General features: G+C 66.5%; 20 protein-coding genes and 1 riboswitch. Of the genes, 11 read left to right on the top strand and 9 right to left on the bottom strand.

The genetic code is table 11. From position 1 onward, the window contains the following. Positions 1-207 precede the first annotated feature (207 nt). Both ABFX29_RS03285 and ABFX29_RS03280 read left to right on the top strand, forming a co-directional pair. Positions 208-981 carry an alpha/beta fold hydrolase gene (locus ABFX29_RS03285; protein ID WP_152224805.1) on the top strand — a complete coding sequence of 258 codons (774 nt, stop codon included), beginning with the start codon at positions 208-210 and terminating at the stop codon, positions 979-981. Between the two features lie 71 nt (positions 982-1,052). After that, the gene (locus tag ABFX29_RS03280; RefSeq protein ID WP_152224803.1) at positions 1,053-1,469 is read left to right on the top strand and encodes a CoA-binding protein; all 417 of its coding nucleotides are present in this window, start codon (positions 1,053-1,055) and stop codon (positions 1,467-1,469) included. Positions 1,470-1,479: 10 nt separating this feature from the next. Here the strand turns inward: ABFX29_RS03280 and ABFX29_RS03275 are convergent, their stop codons facing one another. Continuing rightward, on the bottom strand, positions 1,480-2,043 hold the full coding sequence (locus ABFX29_RS03275; protein ID WP_211372306.1) for a hypothetical protein: 564 nt from the start codon (positions 2,041-2,043) through the stop codon (positions 1,480-1,482). A 211-nt stretch (positions 2,044-2,254) separates the two neighbouring features. Then, positions 2,255-2,358, top strand: a riboswitch (SAM riboswitch). 102 nt (positions 2,359-2,460) lie between these two features. On the opposite strand from ABFX29_RS03275, the gene ABFX29_RS03270 reads away from it, so the two are divergent. The 5 genes from ABFX29_RS03270 to ABFX29_RS03250 are packed head-to-tail and all read left to right on the top strand — an operon-like array spanning position 2,461 to position 7,480. Beyond that, positions 2,461-3,252: a methionine ABC transporter ATP-binding protein gene (locus ABFX29_RS03270; RefSeq protein WP_152224801.1), complete on the top strand. Its 792-nt coding sequence runs from the start codon at positions 2,461-2,463 to the stop codon at positions 3,250-3,252. Then, positions 3,245-3,910 carry a methionine ABC transporter permease gene (locus ABFX29_RS03265; protein ID WP_055240613.1) on the top strand — a complete coding sequence of 222 codons (666 nt, stop codon included), beginning with the start codon at positions 3,245-3,247 and terminating at the stop codon, positions 3,908-3,910. The genes ABFX29_RS03270 and ABFX29_RS03265 overlap by 8 nt, the downstream gene beginning before the upstream one ends. Before the next feature lie 29 nt (positions 3,911-3,939). After that, positions 3,940-5,364, top strand: coding sequence for an NtaA/DmoA family FMN-dependent monooxygenase (locus tag ABFX29_RS03260; protein ID WP_152224799.1), 1,425 nt, complete (start codon positions 3,940-3,942; stop codon positions 5,362-5,364). Continuing rightward, positions 5,361-6,575 (top strand): acyl-CoA dehydrogenase family protein, encoded by a 1,215-nt coding sequence (locus ABFX29_RS03255; RefSeq protein ID WP_346038476.1) that lies wholly within the window; start codon positions 5,361-5,363, stop codon positions 6,573-6,575. The genes ABFX29_RS03260 and ABFX29_RS03255 overlap by 4 nt, the downstream gene beginning before the upstream one ends. A gap of 29 nt (positions 6,576-6,604) precedes the next feature. After that, positions 6,605-7,480, top strand: coding sequence for a MetQ/NlpA family ABC transporter substrate-binding protein (locus ABFX29_RS03250; RefSeq protein ID WP_152224795.1), 876 nt, complete (start codon positions 6,605-6,607; stop codon positions 7,478-7,480). Here the strand turns inward: ABFX29_RS03250 and ABFX29_RS03245 are convergent. Beyond that, a complete protein-coding gene (locus ABFX29_RS03245) occupies positions 7,477-8,310 on the bottom strand; it encodes a DUF1206 domain-containing protein (RefSeq protein ID WP_246167168.1) in 834 nt (277 codons plus the stop codon). The two genes, ABFX29_RS03250 and ABFX29_RS03245, sit on opposite strands and share 4 nt — an antisense overlap. Before the next feature lie 122 nt (positions 8,311-8,432). Between ABFX29_RS03245 and ABFX29_RS03240 the strand changes: the two genes are divergently transcribed. The 3 genes from ABFX29_RS03240 to ABFX29_RS03230 all read left to right on the top strand — a co-directional run bounded on the left by ABFX29_RS03240 (position 8,433) and on the right by ABFX29_RS03230 (position 9,803). Next, positions 8,433-8,825: an MmcQ/YjbR family DNA-binding protein gene (locus ABFX29_RS03240; protein WP_152224793.1), complete on the top strand. Its 393-nt coding sequence runs from the start codon at positions 8,433-8,435 to the stop codon at positions 8,823-8,825. Further along, positions 8,822-9,394, top strand: coding sequence for a DUF1990 domain-containing protein (locus ABFX29_RS03235; protein ID WP_246167166.1), 573 nt, complete (start codon positions 8,822-8,824; stop codon positions 9,392-9,394). The genes ABFX29_RS03240 and ABFX29_RS03235 overlap by 4 nt, the downstream gene beginning before the upstream one ends. A 70-nt stretch (positions 9,395-9,464) precedes the next feature. Then, positions 9,465-9,803: a chalcone isomerase family protein gene (locus ABFX29_RS03230; protein ID WP_152224788.1), complete on the top strand. Its 339-nt coding sequence runs from the start codon at positions 9,465-9,467 to the stop codon at positions 9,801-9,803. 16 nt (positions 9,804-9,819) lie between these two features. Here the strand turns inward: ABFX29_RS03230 and ABFX29_RS03225 are convergent, their stop codons facing one another. Beyond that, complete coding sequence (locus ABFX29_RS03225) at positions 9,820-10,260, bottom strand: hypothetical protein (protein WP_152224786.1); 441 nt, start codon at positions 10,258-10,260, stop codon at positions 9,820-9,822. A 34-nt stretch (positions 10,261-10,294) separates the two neighbouring features. Further along, complete coding sequence (locus tag ABFX29_RS03220; RefSeq protein WP_170287686.1) at positions 10,295-10,831, bottom strand: GNAT family N-acetyltransferase; 537 nt, start codon at positions 10,829-10,831, stop codon at positions 10,295-10,297. A gap of 402 nt (positions 10,832-11,233) precedes the next feature. Here ABFX29_RS03220 and ABFX29_RS03215 point away from each other — a divergent pair, with 402 nt between their 5' ends. After that, a complete protein-coding gene (locus tag ABFX29_RS03215) occupies positions 11,234-11,929 on the top strand; it encodes a hypothetical protein (protein WP_246167164.1) in 696 nt (231 codons plus the stop codon). A gap of 88 nt (positions 11,930-12,017) precedes the next feature. On the opposite strand, the gene purL is transcribed toward ABFX29_RS03215, so the two are convergent. The 5 genes from purL to ABFX29_RS03190 all read right to left on the bottom strand — a co-directional run bounded on the left by purL (position 12,018) and on the right by ABFX29_RS03190 (position 16,967). Further along, positions 12,018-14,327 (bottom strand): phosphoribosylformylglycinamidine synthase subunit PurL, encoded by a 2,310-nt coding sequence (gene purL / locus ABFX29_RS03210; protein WP_152224782.1) that lies wholly within the window; start codon positions 14,325-14,327, stop codon positions 12,018-12,020. Beyond that, positions 14,327-15,100 carry a phosphoribosylformylglycinamidine synthase subunit PurQ gene (purQ, locus tag ABFX29_RS03205; protein ID WP_152224780.1) on the bottom strand — a complete coding sequence of 258 codons (774 nt, stop codon included), beginning with the start codon at positions 15,098-15,100 and terminating at the stop codon, positions 14,327-14,329. The genes purL and purQ overlap by 1 nt, the downstream gene beginning before the upstream one ends. Before the next feature lie 2 nt (positions 15,101-15,102). After that, positions 15,103-15,357: a phosphoribosylformylglycinamidine synthase subunit PurS gene (purS, locus tag ABFX29_RS03200; RefSeq protein ID WP_091600688.1), complete on the bottom strand. Its 255-nt coding sequence runs from the start codon at positions 15,355-15,357 to the stop codon at positions 15,103-15,105. Between the two features lie 181 nt (positions 15,358-15,538). Next, a complete protein-coding gene (locus ABFX29_RS03195) occupies positions 15,539-16,312 on the bottom strand; it encodes an amino acid ABC transporter ATP-binding protein (RefSeq protein WP_152224778.1) in 774 nt (257 codons plus the stop codon). Next, positions 16,299-16,967: an amino acid ABC transporter permease gene (locus ABFX29_RS03190; protein ID WP_055240626.1), complete on the bottom strand. Its 669-nt coding sequence runs from the start codon at positions 16,965-16,967 to the stop codon at positions 16,299-16,301. Before ABFX29_RS03190 ends, ABFX29_RS03195 begins: the two co-directional genes overlap by 14 nt. Between the last annotated feature and the right edge of the window lie 4 nt (positions 16,968-16,971).

Here is a 16,971-nt window from a genome sequence, read left to right as displayed (position 1 = left end):
GTATCCCACCTGCCTCCAGTGCGGAAAGGGCCGTGTGCAAGCCGCACGCTGCCACCGCCATCTTCGACTACGGGCAGGGGACGGCGGACGTCACGGAGGTCCTGACGGCGGGGGGCGGCCGAGCTGTGAGCCGTGGCGGGCCATTGACCGCCTCCCCTGGCGCTCCTACCGTTGAGGGACCCCCAGCCTCCAGGTAAGGAGAACCCCATGGATCCATCAGCCGAAGCTTCAGGACGTGTGCTTTCCGCCGACGGAACGCCTATTGCGTGGCAGCGCCGGGGGGAAGGGCCTCCGCTGGTGGTGGTGGATCCCGTCATGATGGACCGGACCACCTCGGGGATGGCAGGTGTTGCCGAACTGCTGGCCGCAGGCCACACCGTCTACACGTATGACCGCCGAGGCAAGGGCGAGAGCGGGGACGGGGAGGAGTACACCCCGGAATCCGAGGTGGACGACCTGCTGGCCGTGGTGGAAACCGCCGGCGGCACGGCCGATCTGCTGGGAACCTCCTCCGGCGCCGTCCTCGCGCTCCGGGCTGCCTCGGAGTCCGCGGTCATCTCCAGCGTCATCGCCGTGGAACCTCCGCTCACCGGGGACACTGACGAAGATCCGGACATCCGCCCTGAGCTGGATGAGCTGGTTGCGGCAGGTGACCGGGCAGGAGCCGTTCGGCTGTTCCAGGAGTCCATCGGAGTGCCGGCGGAGATCATCGAGGCCTCGGACCCGGCTCCGTTTGAGCCGGCGGCTCACACCATCTCCTATGACCTGACCCTGCTGCTGGAAACCGACGTGCGGTCCCTGACCGGAATCCGCGTGCCGGTGCTGGTGCTGGCGAGTTCCGGAAGTGATGACCGGCTGCGCGAATGGGCGCGTGAGACTGCCGAGCTGCTGCCCGAGGGGTCATTCCAGCTGCTGGAGGGCAGCTGGCACGGGCTGGATGACCAGACCCTGGCCGCCGCCGTCGACGCTTTCCTGGAATAGGTCCGCAGTCTGCCGCGTTTGTACCCTGAGCGTAGGGTGGGAGCCCTGCAGAGACTCAAAGGAGAGACCGCATGGTGCACCTCAATGATCCCGAGGTCATTACCCGGCTGCTCACGGCCAAGGGCCGCTGGGCGGTAGTGGGCCTTTCGAACAATCCGGCCCGTCCCGCCGTCGGTGTTTCACGGTTTGTCCGGGATTCCCTGGGCATGGAGATCATCCCCGTGAACCTTTCCGGGCAGGCCGTCCACGGCCAGCAGGGCTACAGCAAGCTGGCGGACATCCCCGGCCAGGTGGACGTTGTGGATTGCTTCGTGAATTCGGCCAAGGTGGGAAACATCGTGGACCAGGCCATTTCAATCGGCGCCAAGGCCGTGTGGCTGCAGCTGGGCGTGGTCGATGAAGACGCCGCGAAGCGCGCCGCAAACGCAGGGCTCGACGTCGTCATGAACACCTGCCCGGTCATCGAGGCCGGAAGGTTTGGACTCTAGCGACGGAACATCAGACGCTGTCCTGGATCCGCTGGTCCACGGGCAGCGCCCGGTACGCTTTCCAGGCCTGAATCATCTGATCGCGGCTGCCGCCGGGATGTGCTGCATGCCAGTCCCTGGAGAAGCGGTTGAGTTCGAACTGCGGGCTGATCGGCCGCGCAGCAGTATCCCGGGTGGCGTGCCAGTGGTCCAGGGCTGCGGCCAGGGTCGCGGTCCCGTCATTGGCGGCAAAGAACTCCCGCATCGGCGCATCGAACCGGAACCCGGGCCCGAGGGCGTGGACGAAGAACTCCCGCAGCACCTGGCTGCACGGATGTCCCGCCGGAATCACGGTGTGGATGGTCAGCGGCGGTACGAGCCGCTGCCGGGACATGTGAGGCCTGCCGGCCGGGGGAGGAAGCGGTGTGCCCGCCAGGAATGCGGCGATGCGTTCTGCCAGCTGCTCCTTTGAACCGGCAGCGGATATCTCCTGCGTGCGCGCGAACGCCTGCAGCTCTTCCTTTAGCCAGTACCAGCGGCGGAATTCGGCCGGCCCAAGCGAGGGCGAAAGGGCGGGGCGTTCCGTAGATCTCACGTTCCCATCCTCGCGGATTCCCAGGAGAATCAGTGCTCCCGCGCCGCAGAACGCCCGTGCGTCTGCGCGGGTGGCGCGTGGGTTGGGGCAGGGACCCCCACGGACGTAACAAAACGGATTGTGACGCCGCGGCGCGTTACGCACCGACGCATTCGGCCGCACGGGGAAATCTTCTGGCCCCGCCGGTGCCTGGGCGGTTTAGATAGTCCCGTAACCATCCAGAGCGGCTGAGAGACCTGGCTCCGTGACGCCGCAGCAACCCCCTTCCGCGGGCTTTCCGCTGAAGAAGGGTGCTACCGCCAGGACCGATGGAGAAGCACCTGCTCTTTGCGGTCCGCTGCCCCGTGCCTTCCGCACGGCTGCGTGAGCCTGCGGAGGCGTGCACCTCTTCCCGGGCTCAGACCGCAGGAGGACAGCATGATCCGGATCGAAAACGTCTCTACCGTCTTTGGGGGCGGTGAATCGGCCTTCACGGCAGTGGACAACGTCACCCTGTCCATCCCCAAGGGAAGCATCCAGGGCATCATCGGGTTCTCCGGTGCCGGTAAATCCACCCTGCTGCGCAACATCAACCTGCTGGAACGCCCAACGTCCGGCCGTGTACTGGTGGATGGAACGGACCTGACCGGCTTGGGTGATGCCGAGCTTCGGGCGGCCAGGCATGAGATCGGCATGATCTTCCAGCACTTCAACCTCCTGAACAACCGGACCGCGGCGCAGAACGTGGAGCTCTCGCTCAAGTTCGCCGGAGTGAAGAACGCCGCCGAACGCCGCGCCCGCGCACTGGAGGCGCTCGCCGTCGTCGACCTCTCGGAGAAGGCGGGGACCTATCCGGCCAAGCTCTCCGGCGGACAGAAGCAGCGAGTTGCAATCGCCCGTGCCCTGGCCACGCGGCCCAAGGTGCTGCTCTGCGACGAACCGACCTCCGCCGTCGACCCGCGGACCACCGCCTCCGTGCTGCAGTACCTCAGCGACGTCAACGCACGGTTCGGCATCACGATCGTGGTGGTGACCCATGAAATGAACGTCATCAAGGCGATTGCGGACAACGTGGCCGTGATGGAGGAAGGCCGGGTGGTGGAACAGTTCGCGCTCGCGGAGCTGGCCCGGCCCGGGTTCACGCCAGCCACCGCAATCGGCCGGTACCTGATCTCCGACGAAATCACCCTGGACCGGGCTGCCGGCCGGGAAGGAGTCCGCGTTGCTTGAGCGAATTGCCGAAGTCTGGCCGGAACTGCTCGCCGCACTGGGCCAGACCGGCACCATGCTGCTGGTCGCGATTCCGCTGGCGGTGCTGATCGGCACCCCGCTGGGTGTGCTGCTCTACTCCCTTGGGCCGGACGGGCTGGGGCACAAACCGCGGCTGCACCGCGTCCTGGACTCACTGGTGAATCTGGTGCGTTCCTTTCCGTTCCTGATCCTGCTGATCGCGATCATCCCGTTCACCCGCTTCGTGGTGGGAACAACCATCGGCACCGCAGCCGTTATCGTGCCGCTGACCATCAACGCCATCCCGTACTTTGCCCGGTTCGTGGAGCAGAACATCACCGCGCTCGGCGGCGGGGTAGTGGAAGCGGCCCGCTCCATGGGCGCCACCCGCGGGCAGATTGTGCGGGACGTGCTGCTGGTTGAAGCCCGTCCGGCCCTGATCAGCTCGGTGACCATCATGACGGTCAGCTTCATCTCCTACTCCGCCATGGCCGGCCTGGTGGGCGGCGGGGGAATCGGCGACTTTGCCATCCGCTACGGCTACTACCGCTACGAGACCGGGCTGATGCTCACTGCCATTGTGCTGATGGTCCTGCTGGTCCAGGCCGTGCAGCTGGGCGGCTCCTGGCTCTCCCGCCGCGCCGACAAGCGCCTCTAGCCTTCCCGCTCCTACCGAAAGTTACTTCCATGAGCATTCCCAGTACCCGTTTTCCCGGCGGGCGTCCGCGCCTTCTGCTGAACGCCTTCCTGATGAACACCACCAGCCACATCCGCGGCGGCCAGTGGCGCCACCCCGATGCCGAGCAGCACCGCTTCAACGAGCTGTCCTTCTGGACAGACCTTGCCCGGCAGCTCGAAGCGGCGAAGTTCGACGCCCTGTTCTTTGCCGACGTCGTGGGCCTGTACGGGAACCACGACGGCGGCTGGTCATCCCACGTGCGCCGCGGCCTGCAGGTGCCGGCCAACGATCCGCTGCTTCTGCTCGCCGCACTCTCAGGTGCCACCAGGGATATCGGCCTGGCTGCGACGTCGTCCGTGGTGCAGAGCCATCCGTTCCAGTTCGCGCGGCAGCTCTCCACCCTTGACCATCTCTCCGGTGGCCGTGCCGGCTGGAACATCGTCACCTCCGTGCTGGAGAACGCGCACCGCAACTTCGGCGGCGACGGCCTCACGGAACACGACCGCCGCTACGACTGGGCGGACGAATACACCGACGCCGTGTACAAGCTCTGGGAAGGGTCCTGGGACGACGGCGCCCTGGTCCAGGACAAAACCAGCGGCATTCACGCGGATCCGGACAAAGTCCACAAGATCCACCACCGCGGCGAACGGTACTCGATCGACGGACCGCACCTGAGCTCACCTTCCCCGCAGCGCACGCCCGTGCTCTTCCAGGCCGGAAGTTCCGGGCGGGGGCAGCAGTTCGCTGCAGCCAACGCCGAGGCGACGTTCATCTTCGCCCCCAACCACGCCCACGCGGCCAAGGTCTCCGCGGGAGTCCGGGCACGCGCCGCAGAAGCCGGGCGGCGGCCCGACGACATCAAGGTCTTCACCGGCCTGTCCTTCGTGGTGGGCGGCACCGAAGCCGAAGCACAGCGGAAAAAGGCCGAGCAGGACGAATTCCTGGACCTGGATGCCGTGATCGCGCACATCGGCGGCGGCCTGGGCATCGACCTCGGCGGCCTGGACCTGGACACCCCGCTGGGGGACGTACAGACCGAAGGGGGCCGGGGAGTACTGCAGGCGATCATCGACTCCACCCCGGGCGGCAATCCCACCCTGGCCGACGTTGCCCGCTACCGCACCGAGGCCCAGCAGGTCACCGGCACCCCGGAACAGATCGCCGATGAACTTGAACGCTGGCAGGACGCGGGGGTGGACGGCATCAACATCATCAACGCCATCCTGCCCGGCTCCTACACCGACTTCATCGACGGTGTGCTGCCTGAGCTGCGCCGCCGCGGCCTGGCACAGAGCGAATACGCCCCCGGGACACTGCGCGAGAAACTCTTTGGCGCAGGTCCGCTGCTGAACGAACGGCACCGGGCTTCGCAGTTCCGCGGCGCCTTCACCCCCGAAAATACCCTTGCAACCCCAGGAGCTACCCGATGACTGCCAGCCTGCTCACCCGATACGGACACACGGTGCCAGCAGAGGCGCAGCGCTGGTTCGACGTCGCAGACGAGGTCGCGGCGATCCTCGGCGCGGATGCCCTCGAGCGCGACGCCGCCAACAAGCCGCCGTTCACGGAACTGGAGATCCTGCGCCGGTCCGGGCTGCTGCCGCTCACCATTCCCGCCCGCTACGGCGGCGCCGGAATCAACTGGAGCACCGCCTTCGAAATCGTGCAGCGGGTAGCCCGCGCGGACAACTCGATTGGACAGCTGCTGGGCTACCACTACATTTTCCAGGCCTTCCCCTACATCGACCTCGATCCGGAACGCGGGCAGGACCTGGCGGAGCAGTGCCTGGTCCGCCAGTGGCTCTGGTCCTCCACCGGCACTCCCCAGGGCCCCCAGGCCACCGCCGTCCGCACCGAGGGCGGCTACCTGGTCACCGGCAGGAAACCGTTCGCCACCGGCAGCCGGGTCGCAGAGAAGATCTACGCCCGGGCAGTGCTCGACGGCGGTGACCGGCTGGCGCTGATCATCGACACCGCCTCCGACGGCGTGGTGCGCCACGATGACTGGGACGTCCTGGGCTCCCGCCTCACCGCCACCAACACCATCGAGTTCCGGAATGTGTTTGTGCCCGACGCCGAGGTGATCACCAACCTGGGAACCCACGACGGCGAACGCCGCCCGCACCAGGTGCTCACCACCCCCGCCTTCCAGCTGCTCTTCGCCCACGTGTACCTCGCCGCCGCGGAGGGCGCCGTGCTCGCGGCCCGGGACTACACGCTCTCCAGCGCAAGGCCGTGGTTCCACGCCGAGGTGGAATCGGCGTCGGACGATCCGTTTATCCAGAACCACTACGGATCCTTCGCGGCCCGGCTCCAGGCGCTGGCCGCCGCCGTCGACCAGGCCACCACCGCACTGCAGTGGGCCTTCGACGCCGGGGACGCGCTGACTGCCGCCGACCGCGCCGGCGTGGCCGAGCAGATCGCCGCCGCGAAGGTCACCGCCCACGAGGTGTCGCTTGACGTCACGGCGCGGATCTTCGACGTCACCGGCGCGCGGGCGGCGGCCAGCAAATACGGGTTCGACCGGTACTGGCGGGACGTCCGCACCCACACCCTGCACGACCCCGTTGCCTGGAAATACAACGAACTCGGCCGGTACTTCCTCACCGGAACCGAACCGGTTCCCTCCGCCTACCGCTAAACCACTCGCACTCTTTCAAAGGAAACACCATGGAACGCAGGAACTTCCTCAAACTCGCACTCGCCGGCGCAGGTGCTGCCTCGCTGACCGCCGCTACCGGCTGCGGCCTGACCGGGGGTGCGGCAGCCTCCGGGGACAAGACCATCAAGATCATTGCCACCGAATCCGCTCCGTACCAGGAACCCACCAAGATTGCCGCCGAACTGCTCAAGGCCAAGGGCTGGACGCTGGAGGCCACCTACGTCACGGACATCATCCAGCCCAACCTCGCCGTCTCCAACGGCGAGTTCGATGCCAACTACTTCCAGCACGGGGCCTACCTGCAGCAGTTCAACGTGGACCAGAAGCTTGAGGTGCAGCCGCTGTTCTACGTTTACGGTTCGCCGGCGGGCATCTGGTCAGAGCGGTGGAAGTCCCTGCAGGAACTGCCCGACGGCGCACGGATCGCGCTGCCGGTGGACCCCGCCAACAACGGCCGCGGGCTGGTGCTGCTGCGCGATGCGGGCCTGCTGGAACTCAAGGACGGGGTAGGCGTCATCCACACCTCGCAGGAGAGCATCACCGCCAACCCGAAGAACTTCGAATTCGTGGAAGTGGACCAGCAGTCCCTCTCCAAGACGCTGCCGGATGTGGACGCCGGTGTGCTGTTCGTGCGGCTGGCCGCCGAAATCGGGCTGTCCCCGGATGACGCGCTGGCCTTCGAGGCTGAAGCAGACCAGGTTCCGTTCCGCTGCGTCGTGGCCGGCACCGCGGAATTCGCCGACTCCGAGAAGGCGAAGGTCCTGCAGGAGGCCTACCAGTCACCGGAGGTCCGGGAATGGTTCGCCGGCTACATGGGCGGTGTGCTGCCCACCCCGTGGGACGCGGATCCGCTGGAGGAACTCGACTCCTGGTGGCAGGCCTAGAGCTTGCCGAACCGGGCCCGGATCAGGGCCATATAGAGCCCGTAAAGTACCAGTCCCACTCCGACGGCGCCCAGCGCCAGCCAGCCCAAAGGCGCCTCATGCAGGGTGCGCAGGGCGCCGTCGAGTCCGGTGGACTTCTCGGGGTCCGCGGTCACGGCCGCGGCTACTACCAGTCCGCCAAGAATCAGCAGCGAGATGCCCTTGGCCACGAATCCGGCTACACCGGTGGCTGTTGCCGTACGCTGCCAGGTCCGTGCCGGTATGGGACCAAGGTCCTTGCGGAACTTGCGGGTTGCGCCTTTGTAGATGAAGTAGACACCGATCCCGGCGATCACCGCACCCGTCAGGCCAACCAGCACCTGTCCTGCCGGCTGGCTCAGGATGCGGGCTGTCCAGGTGACCTGGCTCTGCTCACTGTCGCTGGAACCACCGAGGGCGAATACCCCGAAGCTGATGCCAATGGCGCCGTAGACTACAGCCGATCCGGCATCCGTGGCCCGCTTCTTCCAGACTTCCTTGCGGTCTTCGCCCGTATCCAGGAACACGCGCGTGGCCTGGAAAAGGGACAGGGCCAGGCAGCCGAGGAAGCAGGCCCAGATCAGGAAGATGCCGCCCGGCTGGTCCGCCAGGGCTGCCACCGCGCCGGAGGAATCGGCGTCGCCTCCGCCTCCGCCGGCAATCTGGAGGGCAATGAAGCCGATCAGGGCATGGAGTACGCCGCTGGCAACGTATCCCATGCGGGCAGCACGTTCGAAGGCCTTCGAATCCGCTGCCCGTTCCGCTGTCCGGGCAACCCTGCCCGAGCTCCCGTGTTTACGATCCGTAGCCAATCGGTCCTCCAAGGGTCGCAGGCGGCAGTGAACCGCCGGTGAAATTCTTCGTATGCTTAGTGATCCCCTTCCATCCTGCCATCTGTGATGCACCCGGACCTACGCCGGGCTAAGGTCGGTTTATGGACGCCGCATCGCTGAGGCAGTACTGCCTGTCCCTGACCGGATCATACGAAGACTTTCCCTTTGGCCCGGAAACCTCGGTGTTCAAGGTGCGCGCCGGCGGTCCGGCCCGGCCTGCCAAGATGTTTGCCATGAGCACGCTGGAGGCGGATCCGCTCCTGGTCAGCCTCAAATGCGAACCCGAACTGGCGTTGCAGCTGCGCGCGGCCCACCCCGAAATCACCGGCGCGTGGCACATGAATAAGACGCACTGGAACCAGCTGGATCTCACCGGCGAGCTCGAGGAAGAACTGGTGCGGAATCTGGTGGAGGACTCCTATGACCTGGTGGTGGCCTCGCTGCCGCGCCGGGACCGCGAGTCACTGGCCTGGAAAGGATTGGCGGAAGGGTGAGCAACCGCCCGCTGACCTACCCGGACGCCGGGTTCACGGAGCGGCCGTATCCCCGGCCCCTGGAGGGCGGATGGCCGGAGGGTTACCGGCTGGTGCTGCGGTCCGAACTGATTGACGTGCCGGAGCCCGCCGCTGCTTTCCTGCGGCTGGCGGACGGCGTGCTCGGCTGGGACCTGCACCGGGGCAGCGGGCTGCGGGTTGCCGCATCGACGCCGCGGGCGGCGGCCGGTGTGGAGATGGCCTCCGGGGTGGGGTTGGGTCCGCTGCGCTGGCAGGCACCGTGCCGGGTGCTCTGGAGTGCTGAACCGATGCTCGACGGCGGCGTTCCGGTTCCCGGCCAGCGGGCCGGGTTCGGCTACGGCACGCTGCACGGCCATCCCGTGGCCGGGGAAGAAGGCTTCTACGCGGAACTCACAGCGGACGGGCGGCTGTTCTTCCGGGTGGCTGCCTACAGCCGGCCGGCCAACTGGTTCATGGCGCTGGGCAATCCGGTGAGCCGGCGGACCCAGGAACTGATCACCCGCCGCTATGTCCGCGCTGCCCGGCGTCTTGCCGTGGGGAGTGCCTAGAAGCAGGTGCCGCGGTGACGGCCGGGGAGCATCGGGTACAGTGCCGAGCACCAACGTCTTGAGGAGCAATATGTCAGCCGCCCGCGTGATTTCAAGCCTTGCAGCCGGTGTTTTTCTGGTCAATGCCATTCCACACGGTGTTAGCGGCGTTCAGGGCCGGGAGTTCCCGTCGCCGTTTTCCAACCCGCCAGGCCGTGCCCCGTCTTCCCCTGCAGCCAACGTCGCGTGGAGCGCAGCCAACACCGCCGCCGGCGTTGCGCTGCTCCGCCGGCGTATGACGAAAATCGAGCGGACGGCATTCGCGGGCGGGGCGCTTGCCATGGCCTTTGTGCTTGCCGGCTTCTTCGGGAAACCAGTGACCGCTGAGGCCAGTGCACAATCCCAGGACCACTTCGCGCCCGCCCCATAGGAGGAGCGGGAGCCGGTTACCTGCCGGTGTTACCGCGCTGCCCGGCGGTTGGCTGAGGGGGCGGGGTAACGTCCCGGCGGGGCGTGAACAGGCTGCGGATGAAGTTGAAGGCGATCAGCGACGGCAGACCGGTACTCACGGATGGCTGGGAAACGGTCAGGCCCGCCAGCAGCAAGGCGATGCAAACACCCAGCATGATCACGCCGAACGTAAGGCCGCCGCCGCTTCGCAGCACCAGGCCGGTGACCTCCGAGGTGCGCCAAAACTGGGCCAGGCACCACAGGCCGCAGGCAAAACCTACGACGCCGCATCCCGCAGCGACCCAGGGCACGCCGGCGTCCCAACCGCCGCCGTCGGGCAGATACGGGAGGTTCACGGCTACCGAGACCGTTCCCATAGCCAGAAGCACCAGGCCTGCTGCAAGCATGGCCCTGTCGCTGCGCGACGCTTTCTTCATTCCGGCCCCCTAAAGTTGAGCCGACCCTACCAGCTCAGTCCGCGGCGTCGGGCAGCTGTTCCTTGCTGTGCAGCACGAATGCCAGCGCGGGTCCGGAGAGTTCAACCGGCATGAACCCGGCCGTCAGCAGCAGCGAGATGGAGGCCTCGTTGGCTTCGTCGGTGTAGGCGGTGACGCAGTCGACGTCGGGCTGGTTCAGCGCGAACCTGCTCAAGGCGATGAGCGCTTCGGTGGCGAACCCGAGGTTCTGCCGCGAGGGAACGATGTTGTAGGTGACTTCCACGGCGCCGTCGACGGGCGGGCCCAGGAAGCCAATGGTGCCGATCACCAGGCCGCCGCGCTCGCGGATCAGCCGTGCCCCAAAGGTTCCGGCGCGCGGCCCCAGCAAACCTGCCTGGAAGTACTGCAGGGCGGCGTCTTCGTCGACGCCCTGGGGAAAGTCGTCGGCCCACAGCTCGCAGCGGGCGCCGACTATTAGTGCGTCGACGTCCGCGGCCGACATTTCCGCCAGTTCCAACCGCTCAGTCAGCAGGCTGCTGGCGGGTACCGGCTCATTCGAAAGGATGGTCACGGCAATATTCTCCACCATCGAGATGACAGAAACTGCCCGTTTGAGGCCCGTAACGTGCACTTTCTGCAATCTCGATGAGCGGAGCTGTGGATAACGAAACGCCGCCTCATTTCAACAACCATAATGCTGGCCATGCGCACTCCTCGTGAACTGCCCCAAGAGCTCAGCCAGTCGACGTATACCGTCTATGACTCGGATGCCCTTGGAGTAAGCAGAGGGACTCTTCGCAACGTTCGCATCCGCCGTATCAGCAGGGCTATCCGGGCCGCGGACAACCTGGATTTGAGTGACCGCAGCTCATCTGTGCCGCCGGAGAGGATTGCCCCGTTCACAAGGGTCACCTCATTTTCCGTGGCTTCGCACCGGACGGCGGCAGAGGCTTGGGGTTTTCCACTTCCGGTTGTGCCTGGGCGGGCACCCGAACTGCACATCACCCGTCCGGAAGGGCTGGCGCCGCCGAGACGGTTCGGTGTGGTTGGCCACACCGGCCGGATACTGCCCGGCGAAGTGACCACGCTGGAAGGTTTGGTCCTTACCTCACGGGTAAAAACGTGGCTCGACCTGTCGAAAGACCTCACTGTGGAGGAACTCACGGTGATCGCGGATTACCTGATCCGGTTTCCCCGGCCGCTGTTCGAAGGGCGGTCGGATCCGTATGCGACACAGGAAGAACTGGCTGAGATCATCGGACGTCATCCGGGCCAGCGGGGCATCCGGACGGCACGTGAGGCCTTGCAGCTGAGCCGGGTGGGTGCGGATTCCCCGCCGGAAACCCAGCTGCGGCTTGCGCTTGGCGCGGCGGGGCTGCCCGAACCGGAGGTAAATGCCCCCATAGTGGATGACGACGGCGTCCTGCACCATGAGCCGGACCTGGGATACCGAAAGTACCGGGTGGCAGTCCAGTATGAAGGCGCCGGGCATTCGGACCCGGAACAGGTGGCACGGGACATCAGCCGTGAAGAGCGTACCCGCGCGCTGGGCTGGACCGAGGTGCGCTTATCGCGGCGGCACATGGTCGACGGCGCCCGGCCCGCTGTGGAGAAGGTCCGGGCTGCGCTGTGGGCGGCGGGCTGGCGCGCTGACCGTCCGGCGGCCTGATCCCTTGAACGAGATTACAGAAACTGCCCGTTTGAGGCTCCAAACGGGCAGTTTCTGTAATCTCGATGGGATCCCGGAGAGGGAGGGGTTAGCCGAAGTGCTTCGGCAGGGTCCCCTCGTGGGCTTCCTTCAGCTCAGCGAGCGGCAGGACAAAGTGGCCCTGGAAATCCAGTGCGCCAATCTCGGTGTCCACGACGCCGATGCGGGAGTGCGCAAAGCCGCGGGCGGAGCACATGTCCTTGAACCGGACCTCTTCGCTGCGGGCCACGGAGACGACGGCGCGTGCCTGGGACTCGGAGAACAGCAGCGTGAACAGGTCCACGCCGTCGCGCTCGGCAACTTCGTCCAAGCCAATCCGGGCACCGACGCCGAAGCGCAGCGCCATCTCGGACAGCGCAGCCGCGAGGCCGCCCTCGGAGAGGTCGTGCGCAGCGTCGATCATGCCGTCGCGTGAAGCGTTGATCAGCAGGTCGCCCAGCAGCTTCTCGGCCTGCAGGTCCACCTTCGGCGGCTGGCCGCCCAGGTGTCCGCGCAGGTTGGCGAACTCGGAACCGTCCAGCTCGTCCCGGGTGACGCCCATCAGGTAGATGGCCTGCCCGTCTTCGCGCCAGCCCGACGGCGTGCGGCGGGAGACGTCGTCGAACACGCCCAGCACGCCCACCACGGGGGTGGGGTGGATGGCGACGCCGCCGGTCTGGTTGTAGAGCGAAACGTTGCCGCCGGTGACGGGCACGCCGAGTTCCTGGCAGCCGTCGGCCAGGCCGCGGACGGCTTCGGCGAACTGCCACATGACCTCGGGATCCTCGGGGGAGCCGAAGTTCAGGCAGTCGGTGACGGCCATCGGGCGAGCGCCGGAGGTGGCGACGTTGCGGTAGGACTCGGCGAGGGCCAGCTTGGCGCCCTCGTACGGGTTCAGGTAGGTGTAGCGGCCGTTGGCGTCGGTGGAGATTGCCACGCCCAGGCCGGTTTCCTCGTCAACGCGGATCACGCCGGCGTCGTCGGGCATGGCCAGGGCCGTGTTGCCCTGCACGTAGCGGTCGTACTGGTTGGTGACCCAGGACTTGTCGCACATGTTCGGGGACGCCATCAGCTCCAGCACGGCCTGCTTCACGGCATCGCCGCCGAAGGGGCGCTCCGCGGCGAAGGAGTCGGCCTGCACGCCGTCGAGCCACTCGGGGCGGTGGAACGGACGGTTGTAGACCGGGCCTTCGTGCGCCACGGTGCGGGGATCGACGTCGACAATCGTCTCGCCGTCCCAGTCGATGATCAGCCGGCCGGTGCCGGTGACTTCGCCCAGCCAGGAGTATTCGACGTTCCACTTGTCCATGATCGCCTCGAACGCTTCCACGTTCTCCGGCGTCACTACGGCCATCATGCGTTCCTGCGACTCGGACATCAGGATTTCACCCGGGGTCAGGGACGGGTCGCGGAGCAGGACCTTGGTCAGCTCAACGTGCATGCCGCCGTCGCCGTTGGAAGCGAGTTCCGACGTCGCGCAGGAGATGCCGGCCGCGCCGAGGTCCTGGATGCCTTCGACCACGGAGGCCTTGAACAGTTCCAGGCAGCACTCGATGAGCACCTTTTCAGCGAACGGGTCGCCAACCTGTACGGCGGGCCGCTTGGAAGGCTTGGCGTCGTCGAAGGATTCTGAAGCCAGCACCGAAGCGCCGCCGATCCCGTCGCCGCCGGTGCGGGCACCGAAGAGGACCACCTTGTTGCCGGCGCCGGAAGCGTTGGCCAGGCGGATGTCCTCGTGGCGCATGACGCCGACTGCCAGTGCGTTGACCAGCGGGTTGCCCTGGTAGACGGAGTCGAAGACGACTTCGCCGCCGATGTTCGGCAGGCCCAGGGAGTTGCCGTAGCCGCCGATGCCGGAGACGATGCCGTGCACCAGGCGTGCGGTGTCCGGGTGGTCGATCGCGCCGAAGCGCAGCGGATCCATCACGGCAACCGGGCGGGCACCCATGGAGATGATGTCGCGGACAATGCCGCCGACGCCGGTCGCGGCACCCTGGTACGGCTCCACGAAGGACGGGTGGTTGTGGGACTCGACCTTGAAGGTCACCGCCCAGCCCTCGCCGATGTCCACGACGCCGGCGTTCTCGCCGATGCCGACCAGCAGGTGTTCCTTCATCTTCTCGGTGACCTTGTCACCGAACTGCTTTAGGTGCACCTTGGAAGACTTGTAGGAGCAGTGCTCGGACCACATGACCGAGTACATTGCCAATTCGGCGGCAGTGGGGCGGCGGCCCAGGATCTCGACGACGCGGTTGTATTCGTCTTCCTTCAGGCCCAGTTCGGCCCACGGCAGCGGGGTGTCCGGGGTGGACGCCGCGTGCTCAACGGTATCGATGTTGAACTTCTTCTGCTCGGCGGTGGAGTTCGCGGACACAGTCATTATTTGCCTCCGGCAACGAGCGAGGTGAGTACAGAGGTGAAGACGCCGATTCCGTCGGTGCCGCCGCGCAGTGCGACGTTGCCTCGGGCGGAGGAATCCGGGCCGAAGCCGGCTTCCACAGCGTGTTCGGGGTGCGGCATCAGGCCGACGACGTTGCCGGCGGCGTTGGTGATGCCGGCGATGTCGCGGCGAGAACCGTTGGGGTTGAAGCCGTCGTAGCGGAAGACCACACGGCCTTCGCCTTCCAGCTCATCCAGGGTCTTTTCGTCGGCGACGTACTGGCCGTCCTGGTTCTTCAGCGGAATGACCATGCCTTCGCCCTGCGTGTAGCCGGACGTCCAGGCGGTGGCGTTGTTCTCCACGCGGAGCAGCTGGTCCCGGCACATGAACTTCAGGTGGTCGTTCTTGATCATCGAACCGGGCAGCAGGTGCGCTTCGGTGAGGATCTGGAAGCCGTTGCAGATGCCCAGCACGGGCATGCCGCCCTTGGAGGCGTCCACGACCTTTTCCATCAGCGGGGCAAACCGGGAAATCGCTCCGGCGCGCAGGTAGTCGCCGTAGGAGAAGCCGCCGGGGATGATGACGGCGTCGACGTCGCGCAGGTTCGCGTCTCCGTGCCAGAGTTCGACGGCGGTGCCGCCGGCCAGGCGCACGGCGCGGGCGGCGTCGCGGTCGTCAAGCGTGCCGGGGAAGGTGATGACGCCAACGCGGACGGCGCGCAGGGCAGCGTCCTCGGGAGCGGCGGAGTAGTCGCCGATCAGCGGGGTACTCAAGACTAAGCCTCCGAAATAACTTCGACGCGGGTGACGTCTTCGATCACGGGGTTGGAGAGCAGGGTGGCGGCTGCGGTGCGGGCCTGCTCCAGGATTTCAGGGGTGACGTCGCCGTCAACGGTGAGTTCGAAGCGCTTGCCCTGGCGGACCCCGGTGAAGCCGTTCAGGCCCAGTCGGGGAAGGGCGCCGGCAATGGCCTTGCCCTGCGGATCGAGGATCTCGGGCTTGGGCATGACGTCAACAACGATCCGGGGCATCGGGGTAACTCCTGTGAGTGAAAAGGGTGGCCGCGGACCGTGCCGTCTCACGCTGATTCAGCGCTCCGCGAGCTTGCTCCTTCATTCTACGGCCGCACCGCGAGATAGCAGAAAGTGCCCGTTACAGGGCTCAAAGGAGCACTTTCTGCTATCTCGATTTGGAGCGGGGGCAGGGGAGGGGCTAATGGTTGAGCAGCCGCTGGACGAACTGCAGGGTGCGCTCCTGGCGCGGGGCGCCAAGCACCTCGGACGGCGGACCGGACTCAACCACCACCCCGCCGTCCATAAAGACCACCTGGTCCGCGACGTCCCGGGCGAAGCGCAGTTCGTGGGTGACAAGGAGCATGGTCCAGCCCTCGGAAGCGAGTTCGCGGATAGCTTCCAGGACGTCGCCCACCAGTTCCGGGTCAAGCGCGGAGGTCGGCTCGTCGAAAAGCAGCAGGCGGGGTTTCAGCGCCAGCGCGCGGACAATGCCCACCCGCTGCTGCTGTCCGCCGGAGAGCTCGTTGGGGTAGGCTCCGGCCTTGTCTTCGAGTCCCACCCGGGAAAGCAGGGCCATCGCATCCGCCGTAGCCTCCGCTTTGGGGCGGCGCTGCACCCGGACCGGTCCTTCGATGATGTTCTCCAGGACCGTGCGGTGCGGAAACAGGTTGTAGTGCTGGAACACCATGGCGCTGTACTCGCGCAGTCCGGAGACTGCTGAGCGGGGAGGCTTGGCGCCGAAATCCACGGTCTCACCGCCGTCGAACCGGACGGTTCCGGAGTCCGGAACCTCCAGCCCGTTGAGGCAGCGGAGCACGGTGGTCTTCCCTGATCCGCTGGGACCTATCAGAGCCACAACCTGGCCGCCGGGGATTTCCAGGTCGATGCCCTTAAGCACCTCAACGCTCCCGAACCGCTTGTGCAGGTCCCGGGCACTCAGGACCGGAGCGCTGCCGTCTTCAGTTTGCGACATGGCGGTCGAGCCTCCTCTCCAGCGCCGACTGCCCGGTTGAGAGCACAACGCAGATAAGCCAGTAGATAAGGGCAGCCTCTATGTAGATGACCATGAACTCCTGGCTGAACGCCGCAATCTCCTGGGCCCGCCGGAACAGCTCCGTGACCAGGATCAGTGATGCCAGGGAGGTGTCCTTGACCAGGCTGATGAAGGTGTTGGACAGCGGCGGCACCGACACCCGGGCGGCCTGGGGGAGGATCACTCGCATAAGCGTCTGTGCCGGAGACATCCGGATGGTGTAGGCCGCTTCCCACTGTCCGCGCGGCACCGAGAGGATCGCTGCCCGGATCACTTCCGCGGCGTACCCGCCCACGTTCAGGGAGAACGCGATGATGGCGCTGGGCCATGGATCGACCAGGACTCCGATGGAGGGCAGGCCGTAGAAGATGACGAACAGCTGAACCAGCAGGGGCGTGCCGCGGATGATGGACACGTACGCCCGTGCGATTCCGGATACCAGCCGGATTTTGGACAGCCGCATCAGCGCAACACCGAGGGCCAGCACCAGGCCGACGGCGAAGGAGATGAGGGCCAGGGGAATGGTGCCGGTGACGGCGCCCTGGAGCAGGGGCAGGAAGGAAGCGGCTATGAGGTCCCACGTCGGCTGGTCCACGGCG

The organism is Arthrobacter gandavensis, from assembly GCF_039528575.1.
Taxonomy (GTDB): Bacteria; Actinomycetota; Actinomycetes; order Actinomycetales; family Micrococcaceae; genus Arthrobacter_B; species Arthrobacter_B citreus_B.
Note: the sequence above shows the minus strand (reverse complement) of the source record. Positions and strands in the feature narration are given on the sequence as shown.

Coding starts and splice junctions, on each gene's coding strand:
- ABFX29_RS03285 (WP_152224805.1), top strand. CDS start 208: ATGGATCCATCAGCCGAAGCTTCAGGACGTGTGCTTTCCGCCGACGGA.
- ABFX29_RS03280 (WP_152224803.1), top strand. CDS start 1,053: ATGGTGCACCTCAATGATCCCGAGGTCATTACCCGGCTGCTCACGGCC.
- ABFX29_RS03270 (WP_152224801.1), top strand. CDS start 2,461: ATGATCCGGATCGAAAACGTCTCTACCGTCTTTGGGGGCGGTGAATCG.
- ABFX29_RS03260 (WP_152224799.1), top strand. CDS start 3,940: ATGAGCATTCCCAGTACCCGTTTTCCCGGCGGGCGTCCGCGCCTTCTG.
- ABFX29_RS03255 (WP_346038476.1), top strand. CDS start 5,361: ATGACTGCCAGCCTGCTCACCCGATACGGACACACGGTGCCAGCAGAG.
- ABFX29_RS03250 (WP_152224795.1), top strand. CDS start 6,605: ATGGAACGCAGGAACTTCCTCAAACTCGCACTCGCCGGCGCAGGTGCT.
- ABFX29_RS03240 (WP_152224793.1), top strand. CDS start 8,433: ATGGACGCCGCATCGCTGAGGCAGTACTGCCTGTCCCTGACCGGATCA.
- ABFX29_RS03230 (WP_152224788.1), top strand. CDS start 9,465: ATGTCAGCCGCCCGCGTGATTTCAAGCCTTGCAGCCGGTGTTTTTCTG.
- ABFX29_RS03225 (WP_152224786.1), bottom strand. CDS start 10,260: ATGAAGAAAGCGTCGCGCAGCGACAGGGCCATGCTTGCAGCAGGCCTG.
- purL (WP_152224782.1), bottom strand. CDS start 14,327: ATGACTGTGTCCGCGAACTCCACCGCCGAGCAGAAGAAGTTCAACATC.
- purS (WP_091600688.1), bottom strand. CDS start 15,357: ATGCCCCGGATCGTTGTTGACGTCATGCCCAAGCCCGAGATCCTCGAT.
- ABFX29_RS03195 (WP_152224778.1), bottom strand. CDS start 16,312: ATGTCGCAAACTGAAGACGGCAGCGCTCCGGTCCTGAGTGCCCGGGAC.